Annotated in this window: 25 protein-coding genes; 12 read left to right on the top strand and 13 right to left on the bottom strand. The window is 69.8% G+C overall.

The features are described 5' to 3' along the window. Nucleotides 1-367: 367 nt before the first annotated feature. The 8 genes from KZC52_RS08435 to KZC52_RS08400 form a co-directional block, all read right to left on the bottom strand. Nucleotides 368-907 (bottom strand): YaeQ family protein, encoded by a 540-nt coding sequence (locus KZC52_RS08435; protein WP_247623596.1) that lies wholly within the window; start codon nucleotides 905-907, stop codon nucleotides 368-370. Nucleotides 908-968: 61 nt separating this feature from the next. After that, the gene (locus tag KZC52_RS08430) at nucleotides 969-3,131 is read right to left on the bottom strand and encodes an intein-containing Rv2578c family radical SAM protein (RefSeq protein ID WP_247623595.1); all 2,163 of its coding nucleotides are present in this window, start codon (nucleotides 3,129-3,131) and stop codon (nucleotides 969-971) included. A 62-nt stretch (nucleotides 3,132-3,193) separates the two neighbouring features. Continuing rightward, nucleotides 3,194-3,337 (bottom strand): hypothetical protein, encoded by a 144-nt coding sequence (locus KZC52_RS08425; protein ID WP_247623594.1) that lies wholly within the window; start codon nucleotides 3,335-3,337, stop codon nucleotides 3,194-3,196. A 23-nt stretch (nucleotides 3,338-3,360) separates the two neighbouring features. Next, nucleotides 3,361-5,505: a right-handed parallel beta-helix repeat-containing protein gene (locus tag KZC52_RS08420; protein ID WP_247623593.1), complete on the bottom strand. Its 2,145-nt coding sequence runs from the start codon at nucleotides 5,503-5,505 to the stop codon at nucleotides 3,361-3,363. Between the two features lie 4 nt (nucleotides 5,506-5,509). Continuing rightward, the gene (locus KZC52_RS08415) at nucleotides 5,510-6,337 is read right to left on the bottom strand and encodes a carbohydrate ABC transporter permease (protein ID WP_247623592.1); all 828 of its coding nucleotides are present in this window, start codon (nucleotides 6,335-6,337) and stop codon (nucleotides 5,510-5,512) included. Continuing rightward, complete coding sequence (locus KZC52_RS08410) at nucleotides 6,337-7,311, bottom strand: carbohydrate ABC transporter permease (RefSeq protein WP_247623591.1); 975 nt, start codon at nucleotides 7,309-7,311, stop codon at nucleotides 6,337-6,339. The genes KZC52_RS08415 and KZC52_RS08410 overlap by 1 nt, the downstream gene beginning before the upstream one ends. A 4-nt stretch (nucleotides 7,312-7,315) precedes the next feature. Continuing rightward, complete coding sequence (locus KZC52_RS08405; RefSeq protein WP_247623590.1) at nucleotides 7,316-8,581, bottom strand: ABC transporter substrate-binding protein; 1,266 nt, start codon at nucleotides 8,579-8,581, stop codon at nucleotides 7,316-7,318. Nucleotides 8,582-8,761: 180 nt separating this feature from the next. After that, nucleotides 8,762-9,508 carry a FadR/GntR family transcriptional regulator gene (locus tag KZC52_RS08400; RefSeq protein WP_247623589.1) on the bottom strand — a complete coding sequence of 249 codons (747 nt, stop codon included), beginning with the start codon at nucleotides 9,506-9,508 and terminating at the stop codon, nucleotides 8,762-8,764. A 109-nt stretch (nucleotides 9,509-9,617) separates the two neighbouring features. On the opposite strand from KZC52_RS08400, the gene KZC52_RS08395 reads away from it, so the two are divergent. Genes KZC52_RS08395 through KZC52_RS08360 form a run of 8 tightly spaced genes read left to right on the top strand, consistent with a single transcriptional unit; the run spans nucleotide 9,618 to nucleotide 18,729 of the window. Beyond that, nucleotides 9,618-10,772 carry a mandelate racemase/muconate lactonizing enzyme family protein gene (locus tag KZC52_RS08395; RefSeq protein WP_247623588.1) on the top strand — a complete coding sequence of 385 codons (1,155 nt, stop codon included), beginning with the start codon at nucleotides 9,618-9,620 and terminating at the stop codon, nucleotides 10,770-10,772. Then, entirely contained in the window at nucleotides 10,772-11,728 is a 957-nt protein-coding gene (locus KZC52_RS08390; protein WP_247623587.1) for an MBL fold metallo-hydrolase, read from the top strand. Before KZC52_RS08395 ends, KZC52_RS08390 begins: the two co-directional genes overlap by 1 nt. Further along, the gene (locus KZC52_RS08385; RefSeq protein WP_247623586.1) at nucleotides 11,725-12,777 is read left to right on the top strand and encodes a Gfo/Idh/MocA family protein; all 1,053 of its coding nucleotides are present in this window, start codon (nucleotides 11,725-11,727) and stop codon (nucleotides 12,775-12,777) included. The genes KZC52_RS08390 and KZC52_RS08385 overlap by 4 nt, the downstream gene beginning before the upstream one ends. 30 nt (nucleotides 12,778-12,807) lie before the next feature. Continuing rightward, complete coding sequence (locus KZC52_RS08380) at nucleotides 12,808-14,052, top strand: CaiB/BaiF CoA transferase family protein (protein WP_247623585.1); 1,245 nt, start codon at nucleotides 12,808-12,810, stop codon at nucleotides 14,050-14,052. Continuing rightward, entirely contained in the window at nucleotides 14,049-15,185 is a 1,137-nt protein-coding gene (locus KZC52_RS08375) for an extracellular solute-binding protein (protein WP_247623584.1), read from the top strand. The genes KZC52_RS08380 and KZC52_RS08375 overlap by 4 nt, the downstream gene beginning before the upstream one ends. Next, a complete protein-coding gene (locus KZC52_RS08370) occupies nucleotides 15,182-15,970 on the top strand; it encodes an enoyl-CoA hydratase/isomerase family protein (protein ID WP_247623583.1) in 789 nt (262 codons plus the stop codon). The genes KZC52_RS08375 and KZC52_RS08370 overlap by 4 nt, the downstream gene beginning before the upstream one ends. 57 nt (nucleotides 15,971-16,027) lie before the next feature. After that, nucleotides 16,028-17,218 (top strand): fumarylacetoacetate hydrolase family protein, encoded by a 1,191-nt coding sequence (locus KZC52_RS08365; RefSeq protein ID WP_247623582.1) that lies wholly within the window; start codon nucleotides 16,028-16,030, stop codon nucleotides 17,216-17,218. Next, nucleotides 17,215-18,729 carry an aldehyde dehydrogenase (NADP(+)) gene (locus KZC52_RS08360; protein ID WP_247623581.1) on the top strand — a complete coding sequence of 505 codons (1,515 nt, stop codon included), beginning with the start codon at nucleotides 17,215-17,217 and terminating at the stop codon, nucleotides 18,727-18,729. Before KZC52_RS08365 ends, KZC52_RS08360 begins: the two co-directional genes overlap by 4 nt. A 444-nt stretch (nucleotides 18,730-19,173) precedes the next feature. Here the strand turns inward: KZC52_RS08360 and KZC52_RS08355 are convergent, their stop codons facing one another. From KZC52_RS08355 to KZC52_RS08345, 3 genes are read right to left on the bottom strand one after another with little or no spacing between them, the layout of a single operon-like run. Then, nucleotides 19,174-20,169 carry an aldo/keto reductase gene (locus KZC52_RS08355; protein ID WP_247623580.1) on the bottom strand — a complete coding sequence of 332 codons (996 nt, stop codon included), beginning with the start codon at nucleotides 20,167-20,169 and terminating at the stop codon, nucleotides 19,174-19,176. After that, nucleotides 20,169-20,927 (bottom strand): SDR family oxidoreductase, encoded by a 759-nt coding sequence (locus tag KZC52_RS08350; protein ID WP_247623579.1) that lies wholly within the window; start codon nucleotides 20,925-20,927, stop codon nucleotides 20,169-20,171. The genes KZC52_RS08355 and KZC52_RS08350 overlap by 1 nt, the downstream gene beginning before the upstream one ends. Then, the gene (locus KZC52_RS08345; protein ID WP_247623578.1) at nucleotides 20,924-21,946 is read right to left on the bottom strand and encodes a zinc-dependent alcohol dehydrogenase; all 1,023 of its coding nucleotides are present in this window, start codon (nucleotides 21,944-21,946) and stop codon (nucleotides 20,924-20,926) included. Before KZC52_RS08345 ends, KZC52_RS08350 begins: the two co-directional genes overlap by 4 nt. A 111-nt stretch (nucleotides 21,947-22,057) precedes the next feature. On the opposite strand from KZC52_RS08345, the gene KZC52_RS08340 reads away from it, so the two are divergent. The 4 genes from KZC52_RS08340 to KZC52_RS08325 all read left to right on the top strand — a co-directional run bounded on the left by KZC52_RS08340 (nucleotide 22,058) and on the right by KZC52_RS08325 (nucleotide 25,044). After that, nucleotides 22,058-22,990, top strand: coding sequence for a M15 family metallopeptidase (locus KZC52_RS08340; RefSeq protein WP_247623577.1), 933 nt, complete (start codon nucleotides 22,058-22,060; stop codon nucleotides 22,988-22,990). A 141-nt stretch (nucleotides 22,991-23,131) separates the two neighbouring features. Then, complete coding sequence (locus KZC52_RS08335; protein ID WP_247623576.1) at nucleotides 23,132-24,295, top strand: acyl-CoA dehydrogenase family protein; 1,164 nt, start codon at nucleotides 23,132-23,134, stop codon at nucleotides 24,293-24,295. Nucleotides 24,296-24,454: 159 nt separating this feature from the next. Continuing rightward, nucleotides 24,455-24,676: a ribbon-helix-helix domain-containing protein gene (locus KZC52_RS08330; RefSeq protein ID WP_247623575.1), complete on the top strand. Its 222-nt coding sequence runs from the start codon at nucleotides 24,455-24,457 to the stop codon at nucleotides 24,674-24,676. After that, nucleotides 24,673-25,044 carry a type II toxin-antitoxin system PemK/MazF family toxin gene (locus tag KZC52_RS08325; protein WP_247623574.1) on the top strand — a complete coding sequence of 124 codons (372 nt, stop codon included), beginning with the start codon at nucleotides 24,673-24,675 and terminating at the stop codon, nucleotides 25,042-25,044. Before KZC52_RS08330 ends, KZC52_RS08325 begins: the two co-directional genes overlap by 4 nt. Before the next feature lie 26 nt (nucleotides 25,045-25,070). Here KZC52_RS08325 and KZC52_RS08320 read toward each other — a convergent pair whose 3' ends face one another. Together KZC52_RS08320 and KZC52_RS08315 are read right to left on the bottom strand one after the other, a co-directional pair. After that, nucleotides 25,071-25,697, bottom strand: a complete 627-nt coding sequence (locus KZC52_RS08320; RefSeq protein ID WP_247623573.1) for an ECF transporter S component — start codon at nucleotides 25,695-25,697, stop codon at nucleotides 25,071-25,073. Then, nucleotides 25,694-26,569 carry a siderophore-interacting protein gene (locus tag KZC52_RS08315; RefSeq protein WP_247623572.1) on the bottom strand — a complete coding sequence of 292 codons (876 nt, stop codon included), beginning with the start codon at nucleotides 26,567-26,569 and terminating at the stop codon, nucleotides 25,694-25,696. Before KZC52_RS08315 ends, KZC52_RS08320 begins: the two co-directional genes overlap by 4 nt. Nucleotides 26,570-26,578 lie beyond the last annotated feature (9 nt).

Genomic DNA, 26,578 nt, shown 5'->3' with positions numbered 1-26,578 from the left:
CGCGGGCGTGCGCCGCTGAGGGTCGCGTGACCTGAGGGGTCACGAAAGGCCGGGTCGGAAGCATCCGACCCGGCCTTTTTCGACCCCTCGCGCGTGAGCCGCGGCACAACTTCGGAGTTCTGAGGCGACACGCCGGACTGCAGGGCTGCCGGCGCGGGGTGTCTCGTCCGATCTCCGAAGTTGTGCGGGCCGGGCGGGCGGGTGCGCGTAACGGAGGAGAGCGCACGATGCGCAGGAGCGGATCCGCGAGAGGCTCCTGTGGAACGAGAGATCTCCTCCCCAGGGCGCGGACGGTGCGGCACCGCGAGGGTCGAGACACGCCGTATCGGATGCCGGGGCTGCGGCGTGTCTTGACCCCTCAGGGGGGCTACCCGAGCTCGTGCTCGTGGATCGCGGTGGTGAGGTTGGCGCCGTTGAGGTCGAGGTAGAGCACCTGTTCGGTGACCGTGAGGGTGAGCGTGTTGCGGCGCTCGATGTGCGGCGTGACCTGGTCGATGAAGCCGGGGTCGAAGCTGAACACGCGCAGGTCGTCGGAGCGGTGGATGCGCTTGCCGGCCCACGGGAGCATGACCTTCTCGGGGTCGCGGTGCGTGTAGACCACGGTGCGCTCGGCGAGGCGGCTGCCGTAGTGCAGGCGCTCGGCATCGGGGGCGCCGACTTCGATCCAGGCGGTGATCGCGCCGGTGAGGTCGCGGACGAGAACGGCCGGCTCATCGGTCTTCGAGATGCCCTCGCTGAATCCGATGCCCTCGGCGAGCTCGAGGCCGTAGGCGAGGATGCGGGTGATCATGTAGGCGTCGGTCTCGGACGGATGCCTCGCCACGCGCAGCGAATAGTCCTCGTAGACCCCGCGGTCGGTGTCTGCGAGTTGCACGTCGAACGTGTGGATGGTGGAGCCGGTAGCCATAGTCACCGAGCCTACGGGCCTGCGGCGCTCCGCCCCGACCAGCGGATGCCGCAGCCCACCCTCAGAAGAGCATGGGCTGCGCGGCGGCCGAGGTCGCCGAACCGGTGGTCCGGAAGGTGACGGCCGGGCTCGGACTGCCCGGTGCCCGCCCCGTCGTCGGCGCTCCGTCCTGACGCCAGATCGACTCGACGTGGCCCTGTCCCGGACGGAATCCGCGCCGGGGGTAGTCGTCTTCGTGGCGCGCGTCGAGGCCGTGCAGCCGGATCAGCGGTTTGACCCGTTTCGCGAGCCACTGCCGATAGGGCTTCGGCGCCTCGGCGGACGCTCCCGGGTAGAGGCCGCGGTACGACGAGACGAGGTCGGGCCGGTGCTCTCCGAGCCACTGGAAGAACCACGGCTTCACACCCGGCCGCAGGTGCAACGCTCCGTAGATCACCGTGCGCGCGCCCGCCTTTTTGATGCGCTCGAGCGCATGCGCGATCGCGTCGACCGAGTCGGTCATGTGCGGCAGGATCGGCATCAGGAAGACGGTGACGGGGAAACCGGCATCCGACAGCGCCTTCACCGTGTCGAGCCTCGCCTGCGTGCTCGGGGTTCCCGGTTCGATCGCCTTCTGCAGCTCGTCGTCGTACATCGCGATCGACATCTGCACGTCGATCGGCACGCGCTGCGCAGCCTTCACGAGCAGAGGGATGTCGCGACGGATCAGCGTGCCCTTCGTGAGGATCGAGATCGGGGTGCCGGATGCCGCGAGCGCCTCGATGATCCCGGGCATGAGCTTGTAGCGCCCCTCGGCCCGCTGGTAGGGATCGGTGTTCGTGCCGAGAGCCACGGTCTCGTGCTGCCAGCTGCCCTTGCGCAGTTCGCGCTCGAGCACCTCGACGACGTTCACCTTGACCACGATCTGAGAGTCGAAGTCCGACCCGCCGTCGAGGTCGAGGTACTCGTGCGTCCCGCGGGCGAAGCAATTGTGGCTGATGACTCCGTTGGCGACGAAATCGCCGGTCCCGGTCGTGATGTCGAGGAGGTCCTGCACTTCACCGAGGGGTTCGATCGACACGACCCGGAGATCGGATGCCGTTTTCACAGCGGTTCCGATGATGTCGAGTTTTCGCGTGATGGCAGGTGAGGCGATCGCGAAGAACCTCTGGCGGCTGGGTAGCCCGCCCGTCACGCGCACGTCGCGGACTCCGTTAGCGCGCGCGCCTTCGACGATGTGGGGAACGTCGAAGGCGCGCATGCCCTGCTCGATCAGGCGGATGAGTTCGGGATCCCCATTCGAGATGCGGAGCACTCCGCGCGAACAACTCCCTTTCGCATCAAAGATGCCGCCGAGGAATCCAGCGAACCAGCTCTCGTTCGGTTCCTCGGGCGAGAGGATGAGTTGCTCGATCCGCTCGACTCCCGCCCGAGCCGCCGTGTGAATCGCGTTCGCCGCGCTCCGAGTCTCGGTCTGAGCGGCGAATGGTCTGGTCCTCGTCGGCACATCCTCAGCTTCGAGGAACTCCCGAGTCCGGTCGAGAGCCTCCGGATCGACCAGCGCCAGGCGGAACATGTGTACCTTCCGCACCCGCTCCGGGCTGGGATAGGTGCCGTGGAAGATCATTCCGTCTCCACGAATCATCCCGGCCAGGTAACCGCGTCGATAATCGGTGCTCGTCTGATCGATGTCTGCCCCCGCCGGCCCGATGCCAAACCCCAACAACCGGTTGTTCGTGGTGAGGTGTGGTCTCTGCCCGGACTCTGCGTCGGTGACGTGCTTCCATCCGCGCTCGGTCAGGAATCGGTGATCCCCGCTCGCGATGATCTCGGTGCCGTCGGCCAGCGTCACCCGATACGCCGCCTTGCGGGTCGACCACTTGGCGCGGATTTCGGTAGGCACATAGCGGCGGTACGCGCCCTCGCGCTCGGTGCCGATGATCTGGTCACCGATCTCCAGGTCGCGTAGGGGGCGCTGGCGCCCGTCGGCGCAGAGGATCAACGTGTCCGGCGAGACGCAGTAGACGCACGCATGACTGCATCCCCGATAGGGGTTGATCGTCCAGGCGAACGGCATGCGCGATGCGCCGGGAACGTGGTTGAGCGCCGACTTCGAGAGCACCTCGTGGAAGGTCACCCCGGCGAACTCGGGGGTCGTCACCGACCGCAGCACGCTCGACCGGTCTTCGAGACCGGGGAGTGCCGCGGCATCCGTCTCTCCGAGCTTCTGTCCCTGCCAACGCATGCTTCATTCGAACATGCATCCGAAATTAATGCAAGCGAGGTTCGAAGAAAATGACGAAGAGGCTATCCCGTCGGTTCGGTCGCCCGGATCAACCCGCACTCCACGCACGACCACACGACGAGGAAGCGCTCGTCGTCGAGGATCTCGAACGTCAGTGCTCCACCGCAGGTCGGGCAGACCAGGGGGTTCGGCACGTGCGCGTCCATCTCCTCAGCCTACGGACGTCCGCCTACCCCCGGGTCGGCAGGAACGGGTCGATGCCGGTCGGCGCACCCAGCGGATGCCGTCGCTCCGACACCGGTCGCGGCCCGGCGCCGCGCACATCCGGCACCCGGATGCCGAGACCCTCCGCCGGCGACCCCTCCCGCACGCGCAGATCGCGCGCTGCGGCATCCATGAACAGCGGATCGGCGGTGATCGAGTGCCGGTCGTGACCGAGTGCCGCCCACTCGTCGTCGAGGCGCTCGACGATCTCGAAACCGACCCGCCCATCCGGTCCCGTCGAGCGATCGGCGTTCGCCGCCCGCACCGCTCCGTCGAGCGGCGTCGCATCCCAGAACAGATTCAGGTCGCTGTCGATCCCGAAGCGCCGCAGGTCGCGGTGGTCGGGGTAGCCGATGAACGCGGGCATGCCCTCGCCCACCACGATGTTGCGGTGGAACGTGAACGACACGTGCTCTTCGGGGCGGGTGATCGACACCTGCCCGTTGCGACCGAACGCCCACACGTTGTCGCGGATGATCACTTCGCGCCCGTAGTGCTGGTGGTAGGCCTGGCTCGACACGTCGTGCACCACGTTCTGCTCGATCACCACGTGCGACGAGCCCTCATCGAGGTAGATCCCCCAGCCGCCGTAGTTCGCGCACTCGATGTCGTGGATGTGGTTGCCGCGCACGACCGTGCCCGGCGCGATGCCGAGCAGGTAGACGCCGCCCATGTCGTTGAGCAGCCCCTGGCCGAGGTGGTGGATGTGGTTGCCCTCGATGAGGTTGCCCTCGGACGGGCTGTGCAGATAGTCCCACATCCAGCCGACCGAGATGCCGGAGTAGAGGAGATCGCTGATCTCGTTGTGCGCGATCACGTTGTGCGATCCGTGCTGGAAGAGCACGGCGACGGCGTTGGGATAGACCTGACCGCCGCGCGCGATCGTGCAGTCGGAGACCTCGTTCGCGCGGTTGTACTCCGCCGCCAGGGCATCGATCCCTCCGCCCGAGCGCACGGCCCCGGCCCCCAGATCGCTGAACGAGACACCGCTGATGAGCGCCCCGCGCGTGCCGGGGCCGAGGCTCACGCCGTAGCCGCCGACGCGTGCGATGCCGCCGCCGATGAGCGCGCACGAGCGGGCGAAGTCGAATCGTACGGCGGCGGGGACGGTGCTCGCCGCCTGCACGTCGGCCGCGTACCGGCCAGCCGACGGCAACTGCGGGTCCTCGCGTACCCCGAACGGCGGCACCGCGGGCGGCACGACCTCGAAGTCCGCCTCCGCGAAGTGCACACCTTCGAACCGCACCTCGCGTACGGGCGCGTCGGCGGTGCCGTCGAGCGTCACGAAGGCGTCGGTCACGGGCATCCGCACGTCGAGCGCGTCGATGTCGACGCCGGGCTCCGGCAGGTAGAGCACGTGCGGACCCGACGCGCCGACCAGCTCGCCGGTCGCGTCGAGGTACCACTCGCCGGCGACCTCGCCGAAGCGCTCGGCGACGTTGTCGAGCCAGTAGCGCGCGAAGAGCTTCGCGGCATCGTCGCGCAGCGCGAAGATGCTGCGCAGCGAGCTCGTGAGGGTGCGGGTGTCGCGGTCAATCGCGGTGATCGGCATCCGCTCCTGCACCCAGTAGTGCGGCACGACGACCTCGACCGCGCGCTCCTGCGCGAGCTCGGGGATGTCGCCCTCGGCGAAGCGGAACGACGCCGCCCCGTCGAACAGCGTGCCGACGAAGCTGCCCGCCGGGTCGAGGCCCTCCTGCTGCTCGACCCGCAGGAATCCCTCGCGCGGATGCCGGGGGCGCTCCGCCGCGACGCCGTCGACGTAGAGCCGCCGGGCCGCCGCCCGCGGCGAAGGCGCGGCGTAGGCCGCGACCCCGTTCACCGTCACCGGACGCCAGCCCGTCAGTCGCACGGATCCGCGCAGCACCGGCGGGTTCGCGGCATCCGTCGCCACCACCGCGGTGAAGGAGTCGGATGCCGTGAACGAGACGGGCTCGTGATGCCGGTACTCGCCTCCGGCCATCCAGATCACGGCCCGTTGACCAGGCTCGCGCCGTGCCCGCACGAGGGCGAGGCCGTGCGCCAGGTCGTTCGCGGGGTAGCCGTGCGAGCCGTCGGCGTAAGGCGACCCCTCCGGGTCGACGTACACCTCGATCCGGTCGGTGCTCATGGGATCAGCCCTTCGTGGCTCCGGCCGTGACGCCGGCCGAGATCTGCCGCTGGAAGACCAGGTACACGATGATGATCGGCAGCACCGCCAGCAGCACGCCGGCGATGTACGTCGGCACGTTGTCGGGGTACTGGCCGCGCAGCGCGCTCACGCCGACCATGACGGTGCGGTTCTGCGGCGACTGCATGATCAGCAGTGCGATGAGGATGTCGTTCCAGACGAACAGCGCGTTCAGGATGCCCATCGAGATCAGCGCCGGCTTGCCGACCGGGATCATGATGCGCGCCCACACGCCGAACAGGCCGTTGCCGTCGACGCGCGCCGCCTCGGTGAGCTCCTTCGGGATGCCCGAGTAGTAGGAGGTCATGAAGAACACGGTGAACGGCAGGAACTGCGCCACGTACGCGGCGATCAGACCGGGGAAGGTGTTGATCAGTCCCATGTCGCTGAGCACCTTGATCGTCGGCACCATGATCACCTGGAACGGGATCATCATCATCGCGAGGATGATGAGGAACGCGACCTTGCTGCCGCGGAAGGTGAGGTGGCTGAGCGCATAGCCGCACATCGACGCGAGCACGAGCAGGATCGCGACCGAGAACACGGTGACGATGATCGTGTTCGCGAAGTAGCGGCCCATGTCGGCGTTGTTCCACGCGTCGAAGAAGTTCTGCACGTTGAAGGTCTGCGTGACCCCGAGACGATCGAGGACGTAGTCCTTGCGCGTCTTGAGCGAGATGTTCAGGCCGTAGAGCATCGGTGCGATCGTGGCGATCGCGAGCAGCATCATCGGTACGGCGATGATCCACTTGCCCAGGCGTTCGCGGCGCATCATGCCTCCTTCGTGGCGCGACGCAGCACGCGGATCTGGATCAGGCCGATGACGAGCACGATCAGCAGCAGGAAGACGGATGCCGCGGACGCGAGCGCCGGGCGGGCCTCGCCGTTGAGCTTCCAGATGAGGAACTCGGGCAGGTAGCTCGCCGCCCCCGGACCGCCGGCGGTCATCGTGTACAGCAGGCCGAAGAGGCCGGTGAGCATGCCGATCGTGGTCGTGACGAACACGAACTGGATGGTCTGGCTGAGACTCGGGATGATGACGTGCACGATCTGCTGCCAGAGGTTGGCGCCGTCGATCTTCGCGGCGTCGAGCAGCTCGGCGTCGAGGGTCGCGAAACCGGCGAGGAAGATCGTGAACGCCATGCCGAACGTCGCCCAGATGTGCACGACGAGCACCGAGGGCAACGCCGTGGTGGGGAGGCCGAGCCAGTCGACGCCCGGGATGTTGATGGTGTTCAGGGCGCCGTTGATCGGACCGTTCGCGGCGAGCAGGATGTTGAAGATCGCGCCGATGATGATCGGCGAGAGCACCACCGGCAGGAAGTACACGCTGCGGTAGAAGCGGTGGCCCGGGATCTTCAGGAAGACGAAGGTAGCGAGGATGCCGGCGACGAAGACCTGGATCGGCACGAACAGCAGCACGACCAGCACGTTGCGGGCGGATGCCTGGAACCGGGCGTCGCCGAGGAGGGTGAGGTAGTTGTCGAGGCCGACGAACTGCCCGTTGAGCTCCTTGTCTCCCGTGAACGAGAAGTTCACGCCGAGCAGGAGGGGGTAGAGGCGGAAGACCGCGAGGATGAGGATGACCGGCAGCACCATGAGGTAGGGCGCGAGCCGTTCGGACGTCCACGGCTTCTTGCGCAGCGGCTGGCCGAGATCGCGGCGTGCGCCGCGTTCCCGGCGGCCGCGGCCCGGACCCTTGTTCGCGAGAACGAGGGTCCGGGTCGAGGTGGTGTCGATCGCCAAGGGATCAGCCCTCCGACGCTGCCAGCTGGGCTGCGGCGTCCTGCACGGTGACCTCGCCGCCGAGCAGCTGCTGGCCGAGGCGGTGCAGCAGGTCGAGCGTCTCGGCCTCGAGGGCGGTGTGGAGCAGCGGCTTGCTGCCCGCCGACTCCGCGACGATGTCGTTCGCCGACACGATGTCGGTGTCGAGCTCGATGGTCGTGTCGGACGTGATCTGACCGCCCGCGAGCGAGTAGGCGGCGAGGGCGTCGTGGTCGACCGTGGCCTTGATCCAGTCGACGCCGAGCTCCTTCTTGTCCTCGTTGAGCACGCCGTATCCGATGCCGCCCTCGGCCGGGAGGGCCAGGGTGGTGCCGTCGTTGACGGTGACCGGCATCATGAACCCGAGATCCTCGCCGAGGAACTCGTCGAACTGCTTCCAGTGCGCCGTGCCGCTCATGAGTCCGATGACCATGGCCGACTTGCCGCCCGAGAACAGGTCGAACGAGTCGTTGAACATCGCGGTGGAGTTCGCGCCCTCGTTGTACCAGCCGTCGGCAGCGGTGTCGGCCCACATCTGCAAGACCTGCACCGCATGCTCGCTCGTCCAGTCGCGGTCGCCGTCGATCCAGGCGTCGTACTCCTCGGGGGTGAAGACGCCCGAGCCGAAGCCCGAGAGGAAGAACTCGATGCCGAGGCCCTCCTTGTTGCCGAGCGCGAAGCACGAGGCATCCGTCTTCTCGGTGATCGAGGTGCAGGCGGCCGCCAGCTCGTCCCAGGTCTGGGGCGGGTTGTCGGCGTCGAGGCCGGCTTCGGTGAAGAGGGCCTTGTTGTAGTAGATCGGGAAGCCCTGGAGGAACATCGGGGCGGAATAGGTCTCGCCGTCGGCCTGGAAAGCGGGCCAGCCGGCGAGGGTGTCCTCGAGGTCGGCGAGCTCGTCGGTGACGGGGATGAGGGAGTCGGCGCGGCTCTTGAGCTGCGTGCCGCCGTTGAACAGGGCGACGTCGGGGCCGGTGCCGGCCTCGATCGCGCTGCCGAGCAGCGTGTAGTACTGGTCGAACGGCTGGTTGACGATCTCGACCTCGACGTCGGGGTGCTTCTCGGCGAACGCCGCCTTGACGTCTTCGGTGTATGCGGCCGCGGCCTCGTCGGCGTCGCCCCAGTTCCAGACGACGAGCTTGTCGCTCGTGCCCGAGCCTCCGCCGGTCGATCCGTTCGGCGATGCTCCACCGCATCCGGTGAGTGCCAGTGCCGCCACGCCGATGGCGGCGGGGATGGCGATCCTTCGCTTCATTGCGATCCTCTCAACATTGATAGGGAAGTTGCTGCAGGGACCCGAGGGTGCAGGCCTTGCGTCGAAACATACTACGTCTTACGAAAACGATCAAGCAAACATCACATGACTGATGTTCTTTAGGTCGTGCTGAGGGTCGTGCGAAGGGTTGCGCGGCGGAGGAGGGCCCCGGCGCCTCCGTCAGGAACGCTTCTTCGACGGCAGGCGGCGGCGCGACCACGAGCCGAGGATGTGCTCGCTCATCGCGAGGCGCGCGGCCTCGGCGTCGCCGGCCGAGATCGCCTCGAGGATCGCGGTGTGCTCGGCGAGGGTCAGCTCGAACGCATGCGCGGGGTCGACACCGGTGAAGCGGTCGCTGCCCACCGCATGAGCGATGAGCACGCGCGCGATGTTCTCGGCGAGACCGTTGTCGGCGAGCTCCATCACGGCGAGGTGGAACTTCACGTCGGCCTCGCGGAATGCCGCCGAGTCGTCGACGTGAGCCTCCATCGTCTCCAGGCTCTCGCGCAGGCGGGTGCGGGCGTCGTCGTCGACCGCGCGGGCGGCGGCGGCGGCCATCGCCGCTTCGAGCGCCCCGCGCACCACGCTGAGGTCGTCGAGCACGCCGAGGGTCGAGTCGTTCTCGATCATGGCGGTGAGCACCGAGGGGTCGAGCACGTTCCAGCTCGTGGAGGGATTCACGTGCGTGCCGCGCCCCTGGGCGACCGTGACCATGCCCTTCTCCTGCAGGCGCTTCATCGTCTCGCGGATGACGGTTCGGCTCACGCCGAACTGCACGCTGATGACGCTCTCGGGCGGCAGCAGGTCGCCCGGTGCGTACTCCCCGGTGACGATCGACTGGACGAGCTCGTTCAGCACGGTCGCGCCGATGCGATCGATGGGGGTGCGTGCGCGACCGGCGGTGGTGGCGTCTGCGGGCGGGGTCATGCCTGACACTCTATTGACCTCCGGAATGGGGCGGCAGGGGACACTCGCGAAACGACAGACATATGATGTATGTTGTTTTCACATTCGATCTCTCACACTCAAGGGCGACATGAAGATCACCGGCTACCGCACGCTGCGCACCGTCCACGACTGGGGGCGCCCCGTCGGCGACGTCAACGGGTTCATCGCATCCGGCGTCACCGACGTGCCGCTCGTGATCCTCGAGACCGACGAGGGCATCGAGGGTGTCGGCATGGGGTCGCACGCCGACCTCGAGCGCCTGTTCCCCGCCCTCGAGGGGCAGGACCCCCGCGCCGTCACCACCCTCTACGACGCCATGCTCGCGCGGGTGTTCAAGTCGTCGCACGGGGGCGCGACCTTCGGTGGCATCGGCGCCTTCGACACCGCGCTGTGGGACATCAAGGCCAAGCTCGCGGGTGAGCCGCTGTGGCGTCTGCTCGGAGCGGGCGACCGCTTCGTGCCCGGCTACGCCTCGGGCCTCGACGCCGCACTCGACGACGAGCAGCTCGCCGCCCTCTACCGCCGCTTCGGCGAGCGCGGCTACACCGCCGCCAAGCTCAAGGGCGGGCGAAACGTCGAGGCGGATCTGCGCCGCTTCGGCATCCTCACCGACGTGCTCCAGGCCGGCGGCGCGGCGCCTGCGCTCATGCTCGACGCCAACGAGTCGTGGAACCTCAAGCAGGCCGTCCGGCACGTCAGCGCGCTCGAGGAGCGCATCGACCTCACCTGGGTCGAGGAGCCGCTGCGGCGGTGGGATGCCGCGGGGCATGCGCGCCTGAGCGCGGCGATCAAGGCCTCCGTCGCCACCGGCGAGAACCTCACCGGGCTCGAGCAGTACCGTCCCCTTCTCGACGCCGGCGGTGCCGACATCGTGCAGGCGGGGGCGGTGTGGGGCGTCACGCACTTCCTGCGCGTGGCGATCGCCGCGCACGCCCGCGATCTGCCCGTCAGCCCCGTCGGGCTCACCGCGAACCACACCGTGACGGCGGCCGCGGCGGCCGTGCCGAATCACCTGTCGGCCGAGGTGCAGGATCTCGGGGCGCCGTTCGGTCTCGTGCTCGATCAGGAGTTCGCCGACGGCGGCGTCGTGCTCGGGGACCGTCCGGGCGTCGGCATCGAGGTCGACGAGGCGCTCATCCTCAAGGCCCGCAGCGAGGCCACCTGGCAGGAGCCGGCCGGGCCCCATGTGCGCTCGAAGCGCGCCGGACTCCGCCTGATCGACCACGGCACCTGGAGCGAATGATGCAGGTGCGTCACGGCATCCACCGCATCCAGGCGCCGCTCGGCGAGCGCTTCATCGCGATGTACCTGCTCACCGGCCCTGAGGGCGCCCTGCTGTTCGACACCGGTGTCGCCGACTCCGTGCCCGGCACCCTGCTGCCGACGCTGGAGGAGATCGGGTTCGATCTCGCCGACCTGCGCTGGGTGGTCAGCTCGCACTGCGACTTCGACCACACGGGCGGCAACGCGGCGCTCGCCGCGGCCGCTCCGCATGCCGAGTTCCTGGCCGGGCGCGCCGATGTCGCCATGACCGAGGACGTCGAGGCGCTCATCGCCGGGCGCTACGGCGAGTTCGCCGTCCGCGACGGCTTCGACGACCCGCCCGAGACGACCGCCGAGGTGCGGCGTTCGACCGGTCTCGTGCCGGTGGCGCGAGCCCTCGACGGCGGCGAGACGTTCGATCTCGGCGACCGCACGATCGAGGTGCTCGCGGTGCCGGGGCACTCCCCGGGGCACCTGGCACTGTGGGATGCCGCGAACGGCACCCTCCTCATCTCGGATGCCGTGCTCGGCGAGACGGTGCCGACGGCCGACGGTCGGGCCGCGTTCCCGCCCACCTATCGCGACACGGCCCGGTACGTCGACAGCATCCGTCGGTTGCGCGCCCTCGACGCCGAGCTGCTGCTCACGGCCCACTACCCGGTGTACGAGGGCGCGGCGGTGGCCGGGTTCCTCGACGACTCGCTCGCGTACGTCGAGCGCGTCGACCGGGTGATCGAACAGGTTCTCGCCGGCGGGGAGGAGCTCACCTCGCTCGAACTCATCTGGCGCGCGGCAGCCGATCTGGGGCCGTGGCCCGCAGCTGCGGCCGAGTATCTGATCTTCCCGATGACCGGCAATCTCGAGCGCCTCGCGCAGCAGGGCCGTGTCGCCGAGGGTGATCGCGACGGCATCCGCACCTGGCGGTGGGTCGTATGACCGCCGCGACGGTGCGCCTCGGCGCGATCGGTGCCGGCTGGTGGGCGACGAGCAATCACTTCCCGCTGTTCGCGGCGCGCGACGACGTCGAGCTCGTGGGCGTCTGCGGCAAGGGCGACGGGCTCGAAGCCGTGCGCGAGAAGTTCGGCTTCGGGTTCGCGACGGAGGACGCGACGGAACTGCTGGATGCCGACATCGACGCGGTCGTGATCTCCACCCCGCACGATCTGCACCACCCGCTCGCCGCACAAGCGCTCGACCGTGGACTGCACGTGCTGTGCGAGAAGCCGATGACCCTGCACGCCGACGAGGCGTGGGATCTCGCCGCCCGCGCCGGGCGCGCCGGCACCGTCTTCCTCGTGCCCTACGGCTGGAACTACAAGCCGTTCACGGTGGCGGCCAAGCGGATGCTCGATGCCGGGGCGGTCGGCGAGATCCAGTACGCCCTGTGCCATATGGCGTCCCCCACGCGCGGACTGTTCGGCACCGACCCGACGCACATGCTCGAGCGCTGGAACTCCGACACCGCTCCCGACCCGACCACGTGGTCGAGCCCCGAGCACGGCGGCGGGTATGCGCACGGCCAGATCACCCACTCCTCGGCGCTGCTGTTCTGGCTCACGGGGCTGCGCGCGGCATCCGTCGCCGGTCGTGCGATCACCGCCGGGGCGCCGGTCGACCTGTTCGACGCGGGAGTGATCCGCTTCGAGGGCGGGGCGCTGGGGTCGCTATCGGGGGCCGCGACGCTCGCCGACGGCGACAAGTACCAGGTCGACATCCGCCTGTTCGGCACCGAGGGCGTGCTCATGATCGACGTCGAGCGCGAGCGCGTGACCCTCAGCCGCTACGACGGCCGCCGCGAGGAGGTCGTGATCCCCGAGGGGGAGGGCGAGTACGAATGCCTCGTGCCGCCGGCCCGCTTCATCGAGCTGATCACCGGTGCGAGCCGCGAGAACAACTCCGACGTGACCGTCGCCGCCCGCTCGGTCGAGCTGATCGATGCGCTCCTGCGCTCGTCGGCCGCCGGCGGCGCCGACACGGCCGTCTGATCACGCCCGTCTGACAACCAGAGGAACGACATGTCCGACACCCCCACCCGCGGAATCCTCGACGGATACCGCGTCATCGACTGCTCGATCGCGATGGCCGGGCCCTTCGCCGCGCAGCGCCTCGGCGACCTGGGCGCCGACGTCATCAAGGTCGAGCCGACCGCCGGCGAATGGCAGCGCTTCGCCTCGGCCGGTGGCGCGCAGGGCAACGAGATCAACGTCTCGTTCCTCTCCCTCAACCGCAACAAGCGTTCGCTGGCCGTCGACCTGAAGTCGGATGCCGGGCGCGAGGTCGTGCGCGACCTCATCGCCGGGGCCGACGTGTTCCTGCAGAACTACCGCCCGGGGGTCGCCGCGCGTCTCGGCCTCGACTACGAGAGTCTGGCGGCGATCAACCCCTCGCTCGTGTACGTCTCGATGTCGGGCTACGGCGAGGACGGGCCCTACAAGGACCGTCCGGGCCAGGACCTCATCCTGCAGGCCATGAGCGGCGCGATGCTGTCGGCCGGGCGTGCGGGCGAGCCGCCGACTCCGGCGGGTCAGTACCTGGCGGACGCCGTCACCGCATCGACCGCGTTCGAAGCCGTGCTCGCGGCGCTGCTGCACCGCGAGCGCACCGGTGAGGGGCAGCTCGTGACCGTCAACATGCTCGACGCGCTCACCACCCTGCAGATGCAGGAGCTGAGCGTCTACACGGTCGGCGGGGTGCCGCAGAAGCGCGGCAGCGAGCCGAACGCGCACGTCTACATCCGCGCCCCCTACGGCGTCTTCGCGACGAGCGACGGCTACCTCGCGCTCGGGTTCGCCGACCTCGAGAAGCTCGGCGAGGTGCTCGACGAGCCCTCGTTCGCGGGTCTCGACCCCGAGGTGCACGGCTGGACGCACCGCGACGAGCTGTATGCGACGGTGGCCCGTCACCTGCGTGAGCGTTCCACGCAGCACTGGCTCGACACGCTGCTGCCCGCCGGCATGTGGGTGGGTCCGGTCTACGGTTACGAAGACCTCGTGGCCGACCCGCAGATCATCCACAACGGCACGTTCGTCGAGTACGACCACCCCACCGAGGGGCGCATCAAGACACCCGGGTTCCCGTACCGGTTCGCGAAGACGCCCGCCCGCATCGACCGCGGCGCCCCGCTGACCGGTGAGCACACGGCCGAGATCCTCGCCGAGCTGGGCGTCTCGCCCGAGCGCACGCAGGAGCTGCTCGATGCCGGGGCGGTGGCGCAGACCGCCGTGCCGGTGCCCGTGGGTTCGAGTGCGGTGCCGTCGTGACCGACTACGTCGGCCTGACCTGGGATCACCCGCGCGGCCGTCACGCTCTGGAGGCAGCGGCCGGCGACCTCGGCGACGGCGACACCCTGCGCTGGGAGGTGCAGTCGCTCGAGGGGTTCGAGTCCGCGCCGATCGACGAGCTCGCCCGCCGCTACGACCTGCTCGTGCTCGATCATCCGCACCTCGGCGACGCGCTCGTGAGCGGCGGCATCCGTCCTCTCGACGAGCTGTTCGACACCGCACGGATCGCGGCATGGGCGGATGCCGCGGTGGGGCCGAGCATCGCCTCGTACACGCTCGACGGGCGGCTGTGGGCTCTGCCGCTGGATGCCGCGACGCAGGTGTCGGTGCGCCGCCGCGATCTCGTCGCCGAGGCGCCCGAGACCTGGGACGACGCTCTCGCTCTCGCCGAGCGCGGGCTCGTCGCGACGAGCCTGGCCGGCCCCCACGCGTTCCTGTCGCTCTGCTCGATCGCGGTGTCGCTCGGCGACGACCCGGGACGCGGAGAGGGACTGTTCGACCGCGCCGTCGCGCGGCGGGCGCTCGATCTGCTCGCCCGCCTCTCGGTGCACGCCCCCGCGGGCACCGAACTGCTCAACCCGATCGGTCTGCTCGACCGGATGCGCGACCGCGGCGACATCGGGTACATCCCGCTCGTCTACGGCTACGTGAACTACAGCTCGCCGGTCGTCGCCTTCGACCGCGCACCGGCGCACGCGGGACGCCTCGGATCAACGATCGGCGGCACCGGCATCGCGGTCACCCGTCGCTCCGCGCCCTCGCCCGCCCTGCTCGCGCACCTGGAGCACCTGCTCAGCGACGACGCGCAGCGCGGGTTCATCCCCGCGCACGACGGTCAGCCCGGCCTGCGCGCGGCGTGGACGGATGCCGCGGTCGACGAGGCCGCGTACGGCTTCTACTCGCGCACCCTCTCGAGCATCGAGGCGTCGTGGGTGCGACCCCGGATCGCCGGGTACATCCCGTTCCAGTCCGCGGCATCCGCTCTCGTGCGCGATGCCGTCGCCGGGCGCCGACATGCCGGCGACGTGCTCGACGAGATCGAAGCGCGGTTCGCCGCTCTTTCTCCCGATGCCGCGACCGCCGACGACCGCCTGCAGAAGGAGACCGCATGACCGACTCGGCCATCACCGACGAGCCGTTGATCGTCGTCACACGAGAGGGGCACGTCGCGACCGTGCGCCTGAACCGCCCCGCCAAGCTCAACGCCGTCACCCAGGCCATGAGCGACGAGCTCGTGGGCATCGTGCGCCGCCTCAACGACGACCCCGAGGTGCGGGCCGTGGTCTACACCGGCACGGGTCGCGCGTTCAGCGCCGGCAGTGACATCTCGACCCTCGACCGGTACGAGACGCCGTGGGAGTTCCGCAACCGCCGTGACTACTGCGACGCACTGCGCGACCTGCGCAAGCCCGTGATCGCCGCGATCAACGGGTACGCGTTCGGGGGAGGGCTCGAGGCGTCGCTGACGTGCGACATCCGCATCGCCGCCGAGACGGCGAGCTTCGCCGCCCCCGAGATCAAGCTCGGCTGGATCGGCGGGGGAGGGATGTCGGTGCTGCTGGCTAACTCCATCGGGGCGAGCAACGCCGCCCTCATGCTGCTCAGCGGCGACCCGATCGACGCGCAACGCGCCCTCGCCTGGGGTCTCGTCAGCGAGGTCGTGCCCGCCGATGATCTGCTCGCCCGGGCGCAGGAGCTCGCTGCGACGATCGCCGCGCGTCCTCCGATCGCGGCCGAGACCGCGAAGGCCAATCTGCGCGCCGCGTTCAACCTGCCCCAGGACCAGGCCATCGCCTACGAGCGCGAGATGCAGGGCATCACCTTCGCCACCGAGGATGCCGCCGAGGGGCGCGCCGCCTTCGCCGAGAAGCGCCCCGGCGTCTTCCACCGGCGCTGACGCCCGGCGATCCCGCCGATATCGACCGAGCTCCCGACCGACCTCCCGAGGAGAGACATGAGCGACACCTGGACCGGAGACGCCGCCGGCATCCTTCCCGCCGATGCGAGCGACGCCCTGCTCGTCGGGCGTGTGCAGACGCCGGCAGGCCCGAGCGTGGTGGTGCTGCGCGACGGCATCCTGCGTGACCTGTCAGCCACCTTCCCGACGATGACCGCGCTCACCGAGAGCGCCGACCCGGCAGCCGCCGCGCGTGCCGCCGACGGGCCGTCACTCGGTGCGTTCGCCGACGTCTGGGCGAACACCGCGCCCGACACCCGCGACGATGCCCACCCGTGGCTGCTCTCGCCGATCGACCTGCAGGTCGTCAAGGCCTCGGGCGTGACCTTCCCCGTATCGATGCTCGAGCGCATCATCGAGGAGAAGGCGCGCGGCGAGGCCGAGTCCGCCGACGGCATCCGCGCCACGATCCTCGACGCGCTGGACGGTGACGTGCGCGACCTCGTGCCCGGATCGCCCGAGGCCGCCCGCCTCAAGCAGGTGCTCATCACCGCGGGACTGTGGAGCCAATACCTCGAGGTCGGCATCGGCCCCGACGCCGAGATCTTCACGAAGGCGCCCGTGCTCGCCACGGTCGGCGGTGGATCCGACGTCGGCGTGCTCGCCGAATCCCGATGGAACAACCCCGAGCCCGAGGTCGTGCTCGTCGTCTCCTCGCGCGGCGACATCGTCGGGGCGACGCTCGGCAACGACGTCAACCTGCGCGACATCGAAGGGCGCTCGGCCCTGCTGCTCGGACGCGCGAAGGACAACAACGCCTCGGCATCCGTCGGCCCGTTCATCCGCCTCTTCGATGGAGGGTTCTCGCTCGACGACGTGCGCGCCGAATCGGTCACGCTCTCGGTCGAGGGCGACGACGGCTTCGGTATGCGGGCCGAATCGCACATGGCGCAGATCAGCCGCGACCCCGCCGATCTCGTGCGGCAGGCGTCGGGCGACCACCACGCCTACCCCGACGGCTTCGTGCTCTACTTGGGAACGATGTTCGCGCCCACCGACGACCGCGACGAGCCCGGCCACGGCTTCACCCACCACCTCGGCGACGTCGTGCGCATCTCGTCGCCGTACCTCGGCGCGCTCGTCAACCGGGTGCAGCACAGCGAGGATCTCGCCCCCTGGAGCGTCGGCATCGGCGCGCTCATCACCAGCCTCGCTCAGCGGGGACTGCTCGGAAAGGCCAGCGCATGACCACCCTGACGACCACCGATCCCCGCACCGGCGCACACTCCGACACCGGCATCGAAGCGACGGATGCCGCGGTCGTCGCTGCGACCACCGCCGCTGCGGCATCCGCCTTCGCCGACCTGCGCTCGCGTCCGCGCGCCTGGCGGGCCGGGCTCCTGCGCGCGCTCGCCGACGGGCTCGAGGCCGACCGCGCCGCGCTCGTCGACGCCGCTCTCGCCGAGACCGGGCTGCCCGAGGCGCGCCTGAACGGCGAGCTCTCGCGCAGCGCCTTCCAGTTCCGTCTCTTCGCCGACGCCGTCGACGAGGGCGGCTACCTCGAGGCGATCATCGACCACTCCGGCCACACACCGCTCGGCCCGGGCCCGGATGTGCGGCGGATGCTCGTGCCGATCGGCCCCGTCGCCGTCTTCGGCGCCAGCAACTTCCCCTTCGCGTTCTCGGTCATCGGCGGCGACACCGCCTCGGCGCTCGCCGCGGGCAACCCGGTCGTCGTCAAGGCGCACAGTTCGCACCCGGTGACCTCGCAGCGCTCGTTCGAGTCGCTCGTGCGCGCGGCCGCGGCGTACGGGGCGCCGGAGGGCACGTTCGGGATCGTCTACGGCCAGCAGGCGGGAGCCGTTCTCGTCGCCGACCCGGTCATCACGGCCGTCGGGTTCACGGGGTCGCTGTCGACCGGCAAGATCCTGCAGGCGATCATCGACGAGCGCGAGACGCCCATCCCGTTCTACGGCGAGCTGTCGAGCCTGAATCCGCTCGTCATCACGCCGGGGGCGGCGTCCGCGCGCACCGCGGCCCTCGGCGAGGGTCTGTTCGGGTCGGTCACGGGATCGGCCGGGCAGCTGTGCACGAAGCCCGGCATCGCCTTCGTGCCGGCCGGGGCCGAGGGTGACGCGCTCGTCGCCGATGTGGTGACGAGGGCGCAGGATTCCGCGGCGCAGACCCTCCTGAACTCGCGCATCCACGGGGCGTTCGACGAGATCCGTGAGCGGCTGATCGCCGAGGGCGGGGCGCGCAGCCTCGTTACCCCGCACGCCGGAGCCGACGGTTTCTCGCTGACGCCCGCGGTGCTCGAGATCGCGGCGACGGATGTCACTCCGGCGGTCGCCGAGGAGGCGTTCGGCCCCCTCGTGGTGCTCGTGCGGTACGCCTCGACGGGCGAGATCACGGCGGCCCTGCAAGCCGTGCCGCACTCGCTGACCGCCACGATCCACTCGCAGCCCGAGGAGGCCGAGGTGCGCGGCGAGCTCACCGACGCCGCGCGCGACCTCGTCGGCCGCATCGTCTACGACGGATACCCCACGGGGGTGCGGGTGTCGTGGGCCATGAACCACGGCGGCCCCTGGCCCGCGACCAACACGCAGCACACCTCGGTGGGCGTGACGGCGCTGCGGCGGTTCCTGCGCCCGCTCGCCTGGCAGGATGCCCCGGCCGACGTGCTCCCCGCCGAGCTGCGCGACGGTGCGGTCGATGTGCCCCGCCGCGTCGACGGCGTGCTGGAGTTGGCCGGCGCCTGACCCTCTCGTCGGGACCCTTCGTCTCGCTGCGCTCGCTCAGGAACCGGTTCCTGAGCGAGGAGCGCGGCGACGAGACGAAGGACCCCGCCCCGCGGCATCCGTTGAGGAGGAGTTCTTGCCGTTGGGCGGAGTTTTCGCGCGGATTCTTCCGCCCAACGCGGAGTTCTCCGCCCGAGTCGCGCGTGGGGACGCTTCGACAGGCTCAGCGACCCAGCGTCTGAAACTGGGTCCCGGTGTTTGCCACTGGGTCCCTGAGCTTGTCGAAGGGCCCCGCCCCGCGGCATCCGTTGAGGAGGAGTTCTCGCGTTCGGGAGGATCGAAACGGCGGATGCCTCCTGCGGAGCGTGTGTTCTCCTCCGTTGGGTGAGGGCGAGGGCCCTTCGTCTCGCTGCGCTCGCTCAGGAACCGGTCCCTGAGCGAGCGCAGTGACGAGACGAAGGGCCCTCAGCCGAGGATGCCCTCGGGCAGCAGCCCGCGCGAGATCAGCGCGTCCCAGAGGCCCTCGTCGACCACGGCATCCATACGCTCGACCCCTTCGACGACCTGGCGCGCGTCGCGGCATCCGAGAACCACCGAGGTGACGGCCGGATGCCGCAGGCTGAACTGCATGGCGGCGGTCGGCAGGTCGGTGCCGAACTCCTCGCACACCTCGGCGATCGCGTTCGCCCGGGCGATGAGCGCGGCCGGGGCCTGCACGTAGTCGTAGGTCGCGTCCGCGGCGACCCGCGGTCGGGCCAGCAGGCCGGAGTTGTAGACACCGACGTTCACGATGCCCACGCCCGCCGCGAGCGCCGCGGGCAGCAGGTCGGCCAGCGGCCCCTGTTCGAGCAGGGTGAACCGCCCGGCCAGCATGACCACGTCGATGTCGGTCTCGCGCACGAACCGCGCCGGCAGGGCCGACTGGTTCATGCCCACACCGATCGAGGCGACGACGCCCTGCTCGCGCAGCTCGATGAGCGCCCCGATGCCCTCGGTCGATGCCTGCTCCCAGTGGTGGTCGGGGTCGTGCAGGTAGACGATGTCGAGCCGGTCGACGCCGAGCCGGTCGAGGCTCTGCTCCACTCCGCGCAGGATCGCGCCGCGCGAGAAGTCGAACTCGCGGCGGTACGCCGCGGGCACCGCGAAGCCGCCGTCGTCGAGCTGACCGGCCGAGTACACCTGCGGCACGAGCGTGCGCCCCGCCTTGGTCGAGAGCACGTACTCGTCGCGCGGATGCTCGGCGAGCAGTTCGCCCAGTCGCCGCTCGGAGTAGCCGAGACCGTAGTGCGGGGCCGTGTCGAACAGGCGCGATCCGCGCGCCCATGCCTCCTCGACCGCACCCCTCGCCTGCTCGTCGGTGGTGACGCGGCCGAGGTTGCCGAGCTGCGCGCCGCCGAGTCCGAAGCGGGTGAGCGGGGTGCCGGTGCGCAGGCGCGCGCTCTCCATCGTGACCGGGGGCATCAGCGCCCGAGCCATCCGCCGTCGACCGGCAGCACGATTCCGTCGACGTAGTCCGAGGCCGCCGACGACAGGAACACGGCGGCTCCGCCGAGATCGGATGCCGCGCCCCACCGCCCCGCCGGGATGCGGGCGAGGATCGACTCCGAGCGCTCGGGGTCGTCGCGGAGGGCTTGCGTGTTGTCGGTGGCGATGTAGCCGGGGGCGATCGCGTTGACGTTCACGCCGCGACCCGCCCACTCGTTCGACAGCGCCTTGACGACGCCCGTGAGACCCGACTTCGCCGCCGCGTATCCGGGGACGTTGATGCCGCCCTGGAAGCTGAGGAGCGACGCGGTGAACACGATCTTGCCGCGTCCGCGCTCGAGCATCGATCCGCCCACGGCCTGCGCGAGAGCGAACTGGCTGGTGAGGTTGATGCGCAGCACGCGCTCGAACCACTCCATCGGATGCTCCGCCGCCGGCGCGCGCAGAATGGTGCCGGCGTTGTTGACGAGGATGTCGACCTCGGCTGCGCGCAGTTCCGCGCCGAGCTCGGAGACGGCGTCGGCATCCGACAGATCGCACCGGATCGCGCGGAACCCGCGCCCGCGTGCGGTGACGGCCTGCTCGATGTCGCTGCCGGAGGGCTCGATGCTCGTGCTGACCGCGATGATGTCGGCGCCCGCGTCGGCGAGCGCCGTGGCGATTCCGAAGCCGATGCCGCGGTTCGCGCCCGTGACGACGGCGCGCTGACCGGTGAGGTCGAAGAGCCCGCTCATGCGCCGGCCTGCACGTCGACGAGGATCTTCATCGCGCGCCCCGCTTCGAGCTCGGCGAAGGCGTCGGCGGTCTCGGCGAGCGGCACGATGCGCGTGATGACCCGGTCGGTGGGGATCACGCCGTCGGCGAGGAGCTCGATCGCGGTCTCGAAGTCGGCGCGCTGGTAGACCCGTGCGCCGAGCAGGCGCAGCTCGCGCCAGAACACGCGCTGCAGGTCGACCTCGCGCGGGGTGGGGTGGATGGCGACGACGACGATCGTGCCGCGCACCTTCGCGAGCGCCGTCATGCCGCGCACTGCGGTGGCCGCGCCCGAGACCTCGAACACGACGTCGGCCCCGGTGCCCGCGGTCCACTCCTCGACCCAGGCGACCTGGTCGGATGCCGAGGGGTCGAGCGTCGTGAATCCGAGATCTTCGGCCTGGGCGCGGCGCTGCGCATCGATCTCGATCACGACGACCTCGGCACCGGTGTGCCGGGCGACGGTGGCGATGAGCGTGCCGATCGGGCCGCCGCCGATCACGACGGCCTTCTGCCCGGCGGTGAGGTCGGAGCGCCGCACGTCGTGCACCGCGACGGCGACCGGTTCGACGAGCGCGGCGTCATCGAGGGGGATGTCGGCGGGAAGTGCGAGGAGGGTCTCGGCCGGAACGTTCCACAGCCCCTGCAGCGAGCCGGGGGAGTCGATGCCGATGAAGTTCAGGTTCTGGCAGATGTGCTCGTTGCCGGCGAGGCAGGCGGGGCAGGTGCCGTCCCAGTCGAGGGGCATGACGGTGACCTTGTCGCCGACGCTCCAACCGGTGACCCCGGCGCCGAGGGCGTCGATAGTGCCGCTCATCTCGTGTCCGAAGACGAGCGGGCGCTCGACGCGGGCGTCCATGTCGCCGTGCAGGATGTGCAGGTCGGTGCCGCAGAGACCGGTGTAGGCGACGCGGATCCGCACCTCTCCGTCGCGCGGTTCGGTCTGATCGGCCGTGCGCACGTCCAGCGTGCGATCGCCTACGTAATTCACAGTCAGCACTGATTGCTCCTCTTCTCGCAGAGTTCCAGATTACTCATACGTATGATGAATCTCCACCTGCCTGTGAATGCATATCGGTGACCGCGCGGCGATCGGGGCAGAATGGAGATCATGCCCGAATCGCCGCACGCTCAGCATGCGGCTCCGCGCTCCCCGATCCGTGGTCCCGCCCTGCCGATCGGCGTCGCGGTGACCGCCATCGGCATCCTCCTCTCTCTCGCTTCGGCGCCGGCATCCTCGACGCCCGAAGCCTCGCGGATGCCCGAGCCGGTCGCGGTCGTGCAGGTGCCCTCGGTCGACGTCGGCTCCACCCCGGCCGCCGACCCGTGCGCCGAGGCATCCGTGCAGGAGTCGCTCGCCGCCGGAGACGACGCGGCCACCATCGCCGGCTTCGGTGGGGGCGAGGCGTTCCGCGCCGCCGTCGTGGCGGGCAACGCGCCGTGCATCTCGCTCTCCGACCCCGCGCGGGTGTGGGTCGTCGTCAACAAGGCGCGACCGCTCGACCCCGCCGACTACGCGCCCGGCGCCCTCGCCGACGTGCCGCTGCAGATGACCACGGCATCCGGGCAGGTGCGCACCGACGTCGCGACCGCGGTCGGCGACATGGCTAACGCGGCCATCGAGGCCGGGGTCGGGCGCCTCGGTGCGAACAACGGCTACCGCTCGTACGGCCTGCAGGTCACGACCTACGAGTCGCACGTGCGCGACCAGGGGCAGGCCGGGGCGGATGCCGGATCCGCGCGCCCCGGACACTCGGAGCACCAGACCGGCCTCGCGGTCGACGTCGTCGCGTGCGGTCTGGGGTGCGGCGGGCTCGACGGGTTCGGCGGCACCACGCAGAGCGACTGGGTCGCCGCCCACGCCTGGGAGTACGGGTTCATCGTGCGCTACGAGGACGGGGGCTCCGGCATCACCGGCTACGCTCCCGAGCCGTGGCACCTGCGCTACGTGGGGCGCGACCTCGCCGCGGCCTACCAGGCGGGCGGGTTCCACACGCTCGAGGAGTTCTTCGGGCTTCCTGCCGCGCCCGACTACCTGCCCTGAGCGACGCTCGGAGGCATCCCACAATCGCGGTACCCAGTACCACGAAACGCGGGATGCATTCCCACAACGTCCTGTCGCGGCATCCGTCATCGCCCTAGAATCGCGGGAGCAAAGACGCCGACACGTTCAGGAGGACGCGCAATGGAACGCGACATCTATGAAGAGGATCACGAGGCCTTCCGCGACCTCGTCAAGGACTTCGTCAAGCGCCACGTGACGGGTGCGGACATCGAGCGGTGGGATGCCGCGGGCGAGGTCGACCGCGACACCATGCGCGCGGCCGGCGAGGCCGGGATCATCGGCCTGTCGGTTCCCGAGGAGTTCGGCGGGGCCGGGATGCTGCAGGACTACCGCTTCCGCGCGGTCGTGAACGAAGAGGTCATCGCCGCCGGCGCGGGCTCGCTCGCCGGGGCCTTCGGCATCCAGGACGACCTGGCGGTTCCGTACCTCGTGCACATGGGCACCCAGGAGCAGAAGTCGAAATGGCTGCCGCGGATGGCGACCGGCGAGGTCGTCGGCGCGCTCGCGATGACCGAGCCCGGCGCGGGAAGCGACCTGCGCGGCATCAAGACCACTGCCAAGAAGGTCGACGGCGGGTACATCGTCAACGGTGCCAAGACGTTCATCTCGTCGGGCGCGACTGCCGACCTGGTCGTCACGTTCGTGAAGACCGGTGAGGGCAACCGACCGGATGCCTTCAGCCTCGTGCTCATCGAGAACGGCATGGAGGGCTTCGACCACGGCAAGAAGCTGCACAAGATGGGCTTCCAGGGCCACGACACGGCAGAGCTGTCGTTCAGCGACGTGTTCGTTCCCGACGAGAACCTCATCGGCGGAGTCGAGGGCAAGGGCTTCGTGCAGCTCATGATGAACCTGCCGCTCGAGCGCCTGTCGATCGGCGTCGCGGGTGCCGCGGCCGCGCAGGCCGCCCTCGACTGGACCGTCGCCTACACGAAGGACCGCGAAGCGTTCGGCGAGCGGATCATCGACTTCCAGAACAGCCGCTTCGCGATCGCCGACATGGCCACGACGGTCGACGCGCTGTGGGCGTACATCGATCGGGCGCTGCTCGCGTACTCTCAGGGCAAGCTGTCGGCCGAGGAGGCCGCGAAGGTCAAGTTCTGGGCCACCGAGCGCGAGTGGGAGGTGCTCGATCAGGGCGTGCAGCTGCACGGCGGCTACGGCTACATCACCGAATACCCGATCGCCCGCGCGTTCCTCGACGCCCGCGTGCACCGCATCTACGGCGGCACGAACGAGATCATGCGCGAGATCGTCGGCCGCCAGATCGCCGGCAAGCGCTGACCCTCGGCCGGTTCCTGAGCGAGGAGCGCAGCGACGAGACGAAGGGCCGCCCCGGTCCCTCGAGCTGGGTCCCTGAGCCTGTCGAAGGGCCCCGCGCGACGTCTCAAGCGCGAATGCTAGGAGGTGGCAATATCCTTGCTACCCGAGTAGCATTGAAGCATGACGAACAGCAAGGTCAGCCTCAGCCTCAGTGCGAGTGACGTAGCGTTCCTCGACGCGGAGGTCTTGATGGGAAAATACGCCACCCGGTCGGCGGCGGTTCAGGATGCTGTGTCGCTCTTGCGCGAGAGCCGTCTGGCAGATGCCTACGCCGAAGCATTCGCTGAAGGCTACGACGACGAATGGGACACGGCTGCCAGCGACGGACTCGCCTCAGCGTGAGTGCGCCGTCGACCACGCTGCTGCGGCGCGGCCAGATCGTGCTGGTCGCCTTCGACCCGGTTGTCGGGGCCGAGGTCGCGAAGACCCGTCCTGCCGTTGTCGTCAGCAACAACACGGCCAACACCGCGGCTGTACGCAGTACGCGCGCGACGGTAACGGTCGCGCCGGTCACGTCCAATGTCGCGCGAGTCCTCCCATTTCAGGTTCTGTTGCCTGCGGCGGGCACCGGGCTCAGCGTCGATTCGAAGGTACAGATCGAACAAGTCCGCACGATCGCGACCTCGCGCATTGTTCGGCCGGTGGGATGGGTGCCTGCCGAACTGATGGGAGAGGTCGACGAGTGCCTTCGCATGCACCTCGCACTGTGATCGTCGTCCGGCATTAACGCCGCGCGTCAGCGGCGTCCGCCGACGCCGGCGCGGCGTAGGCGATCCGCGATCAGGATGCCGAGGGCCGTCGCCGCGACGCAGCTGGCCATCGTGACGGCGAAGAACGCCGCCTGGTACCCGAGGCCGAAGCTGCCCAGGTCGAACCAGGCCCACGCCGAGATCGGGTAGACGATCGCGACGGCGACCGCTCCGACGTAGTGCATCCAGGTGCCCCAGTAGCGCCACAGCACGAACAGGAACGGCAGCTCGGTGAACGCCGCCCACCAGAGGTTCGTGGCGACGCTGCCGAAGCCGTACCCCGAGAACGGCACCATGACGAGCCCCGCGATCAGCGCGACGAGCAAGCCGACGAGCGGACGCTTGAGCAAACGCAGCGCGATCACCGAGGGCAGCAGCCACAGTCCGGCGAGGCCCATCCCGAGGAAGGGCAGTGGTCCGGTGAGCAGGGTCGAGAGCCAGTTCATCGGCGCGAGCAGAACCGCCCCGGCGACGCCGAGCGCCGCGCAGGTCAGCAGCAGGGCAGTCGGGAAGCGCACCCGTCCGCGCGCGGGCCGCGTCGCCACGGCATCCACTTCCGTCGCCGCATCCGCGCCCGAACCGGCAGCCGACGAACCGGTATCCGCCCCGTTCATCCGAGCGGCTCCGCGGCGGCCTCGCGAGCGGCCTTCGACGTCGGGGAGGCGGCACCGATCTTCCAGTAGCCGCAGAAGCTGACGGTGTTCTTGTCGACGCCGCGCTCGCCGACGAGCAGCTTGCGCACACCCGAAGCGAGCGACTGCTCTCCGGCCGCGTAGGTGTGGAACGTCTCGGCCGGCAGGTCGATCTCGGCGACCCGCTGCAGCGCGAGGGCTCCCGGCTGCTCGTCGTGCGGGCGCAGCACCCACTCGACCGAGAGCCCCTCGGGGTGGGGGAAGTCGAGGGCGTCGTCGAGCGACGGCACCTCGATGATCGCGGTGCCGATGGCCCCCGCGGGAACGGATGCCGCGATCGAGGCGATCGCCGGCAGGGCCGTCTCGTCGCCCACGAGCAGCACCCGGTCGACACCGCGCTCGGGGTTGAAGGTGAGGCCCTCGTCGATGATGAGCACGTGCTCGCCCGGGGTGCAGGTCTCGGCCCACCGCGATGCGGGTCCGGCGGTGCCCTCGGCGGCCGATCCGTGCAGCACGAAGTCGACGTCGATCTCGGCGCCGCGATCGCCCTCGGCCGGTCGGTACGCGCGCACGCTGTAGTTGCGCATCACGGGGCGCTCGCCGTCGGGGATGCGCAGGAACTTCAGGTACCCGAACATCTTGTTGGCCTTGGCGGGCACGCGGTCGAGTCCGGCGTCACCGCCGATCGGCAGGAACAGGCGGAACCACTGATCGAAGCCCATCGGCCGGAACTTCTCGATCTCACCGCCACCGAGGGTCACGCGCATCCAGTGCGGGGCGAGACGCTCGGAGCGCAGCACGGTGAGGTGCACGAGTTCCTGCGTCTCGGGCTTGACGAGCTTGCTGAACGCCATCGGGTGCCT

It is taken from the genome of Microbacterium galbinum, from assembly GCF_023091225.1.
Taxonomy (GTDB): Bacteria; Actinomycetota; Actinomycetes; order Actinomycetales; family Microbacteriaceae; genus Microbacterium; species Microbacterium galbinum.
The sequence above is the reverse complement of the archived record's forward strand: the minus strand, read 5'-3'. Positions and strand labels throughout refer to the sequence as shown.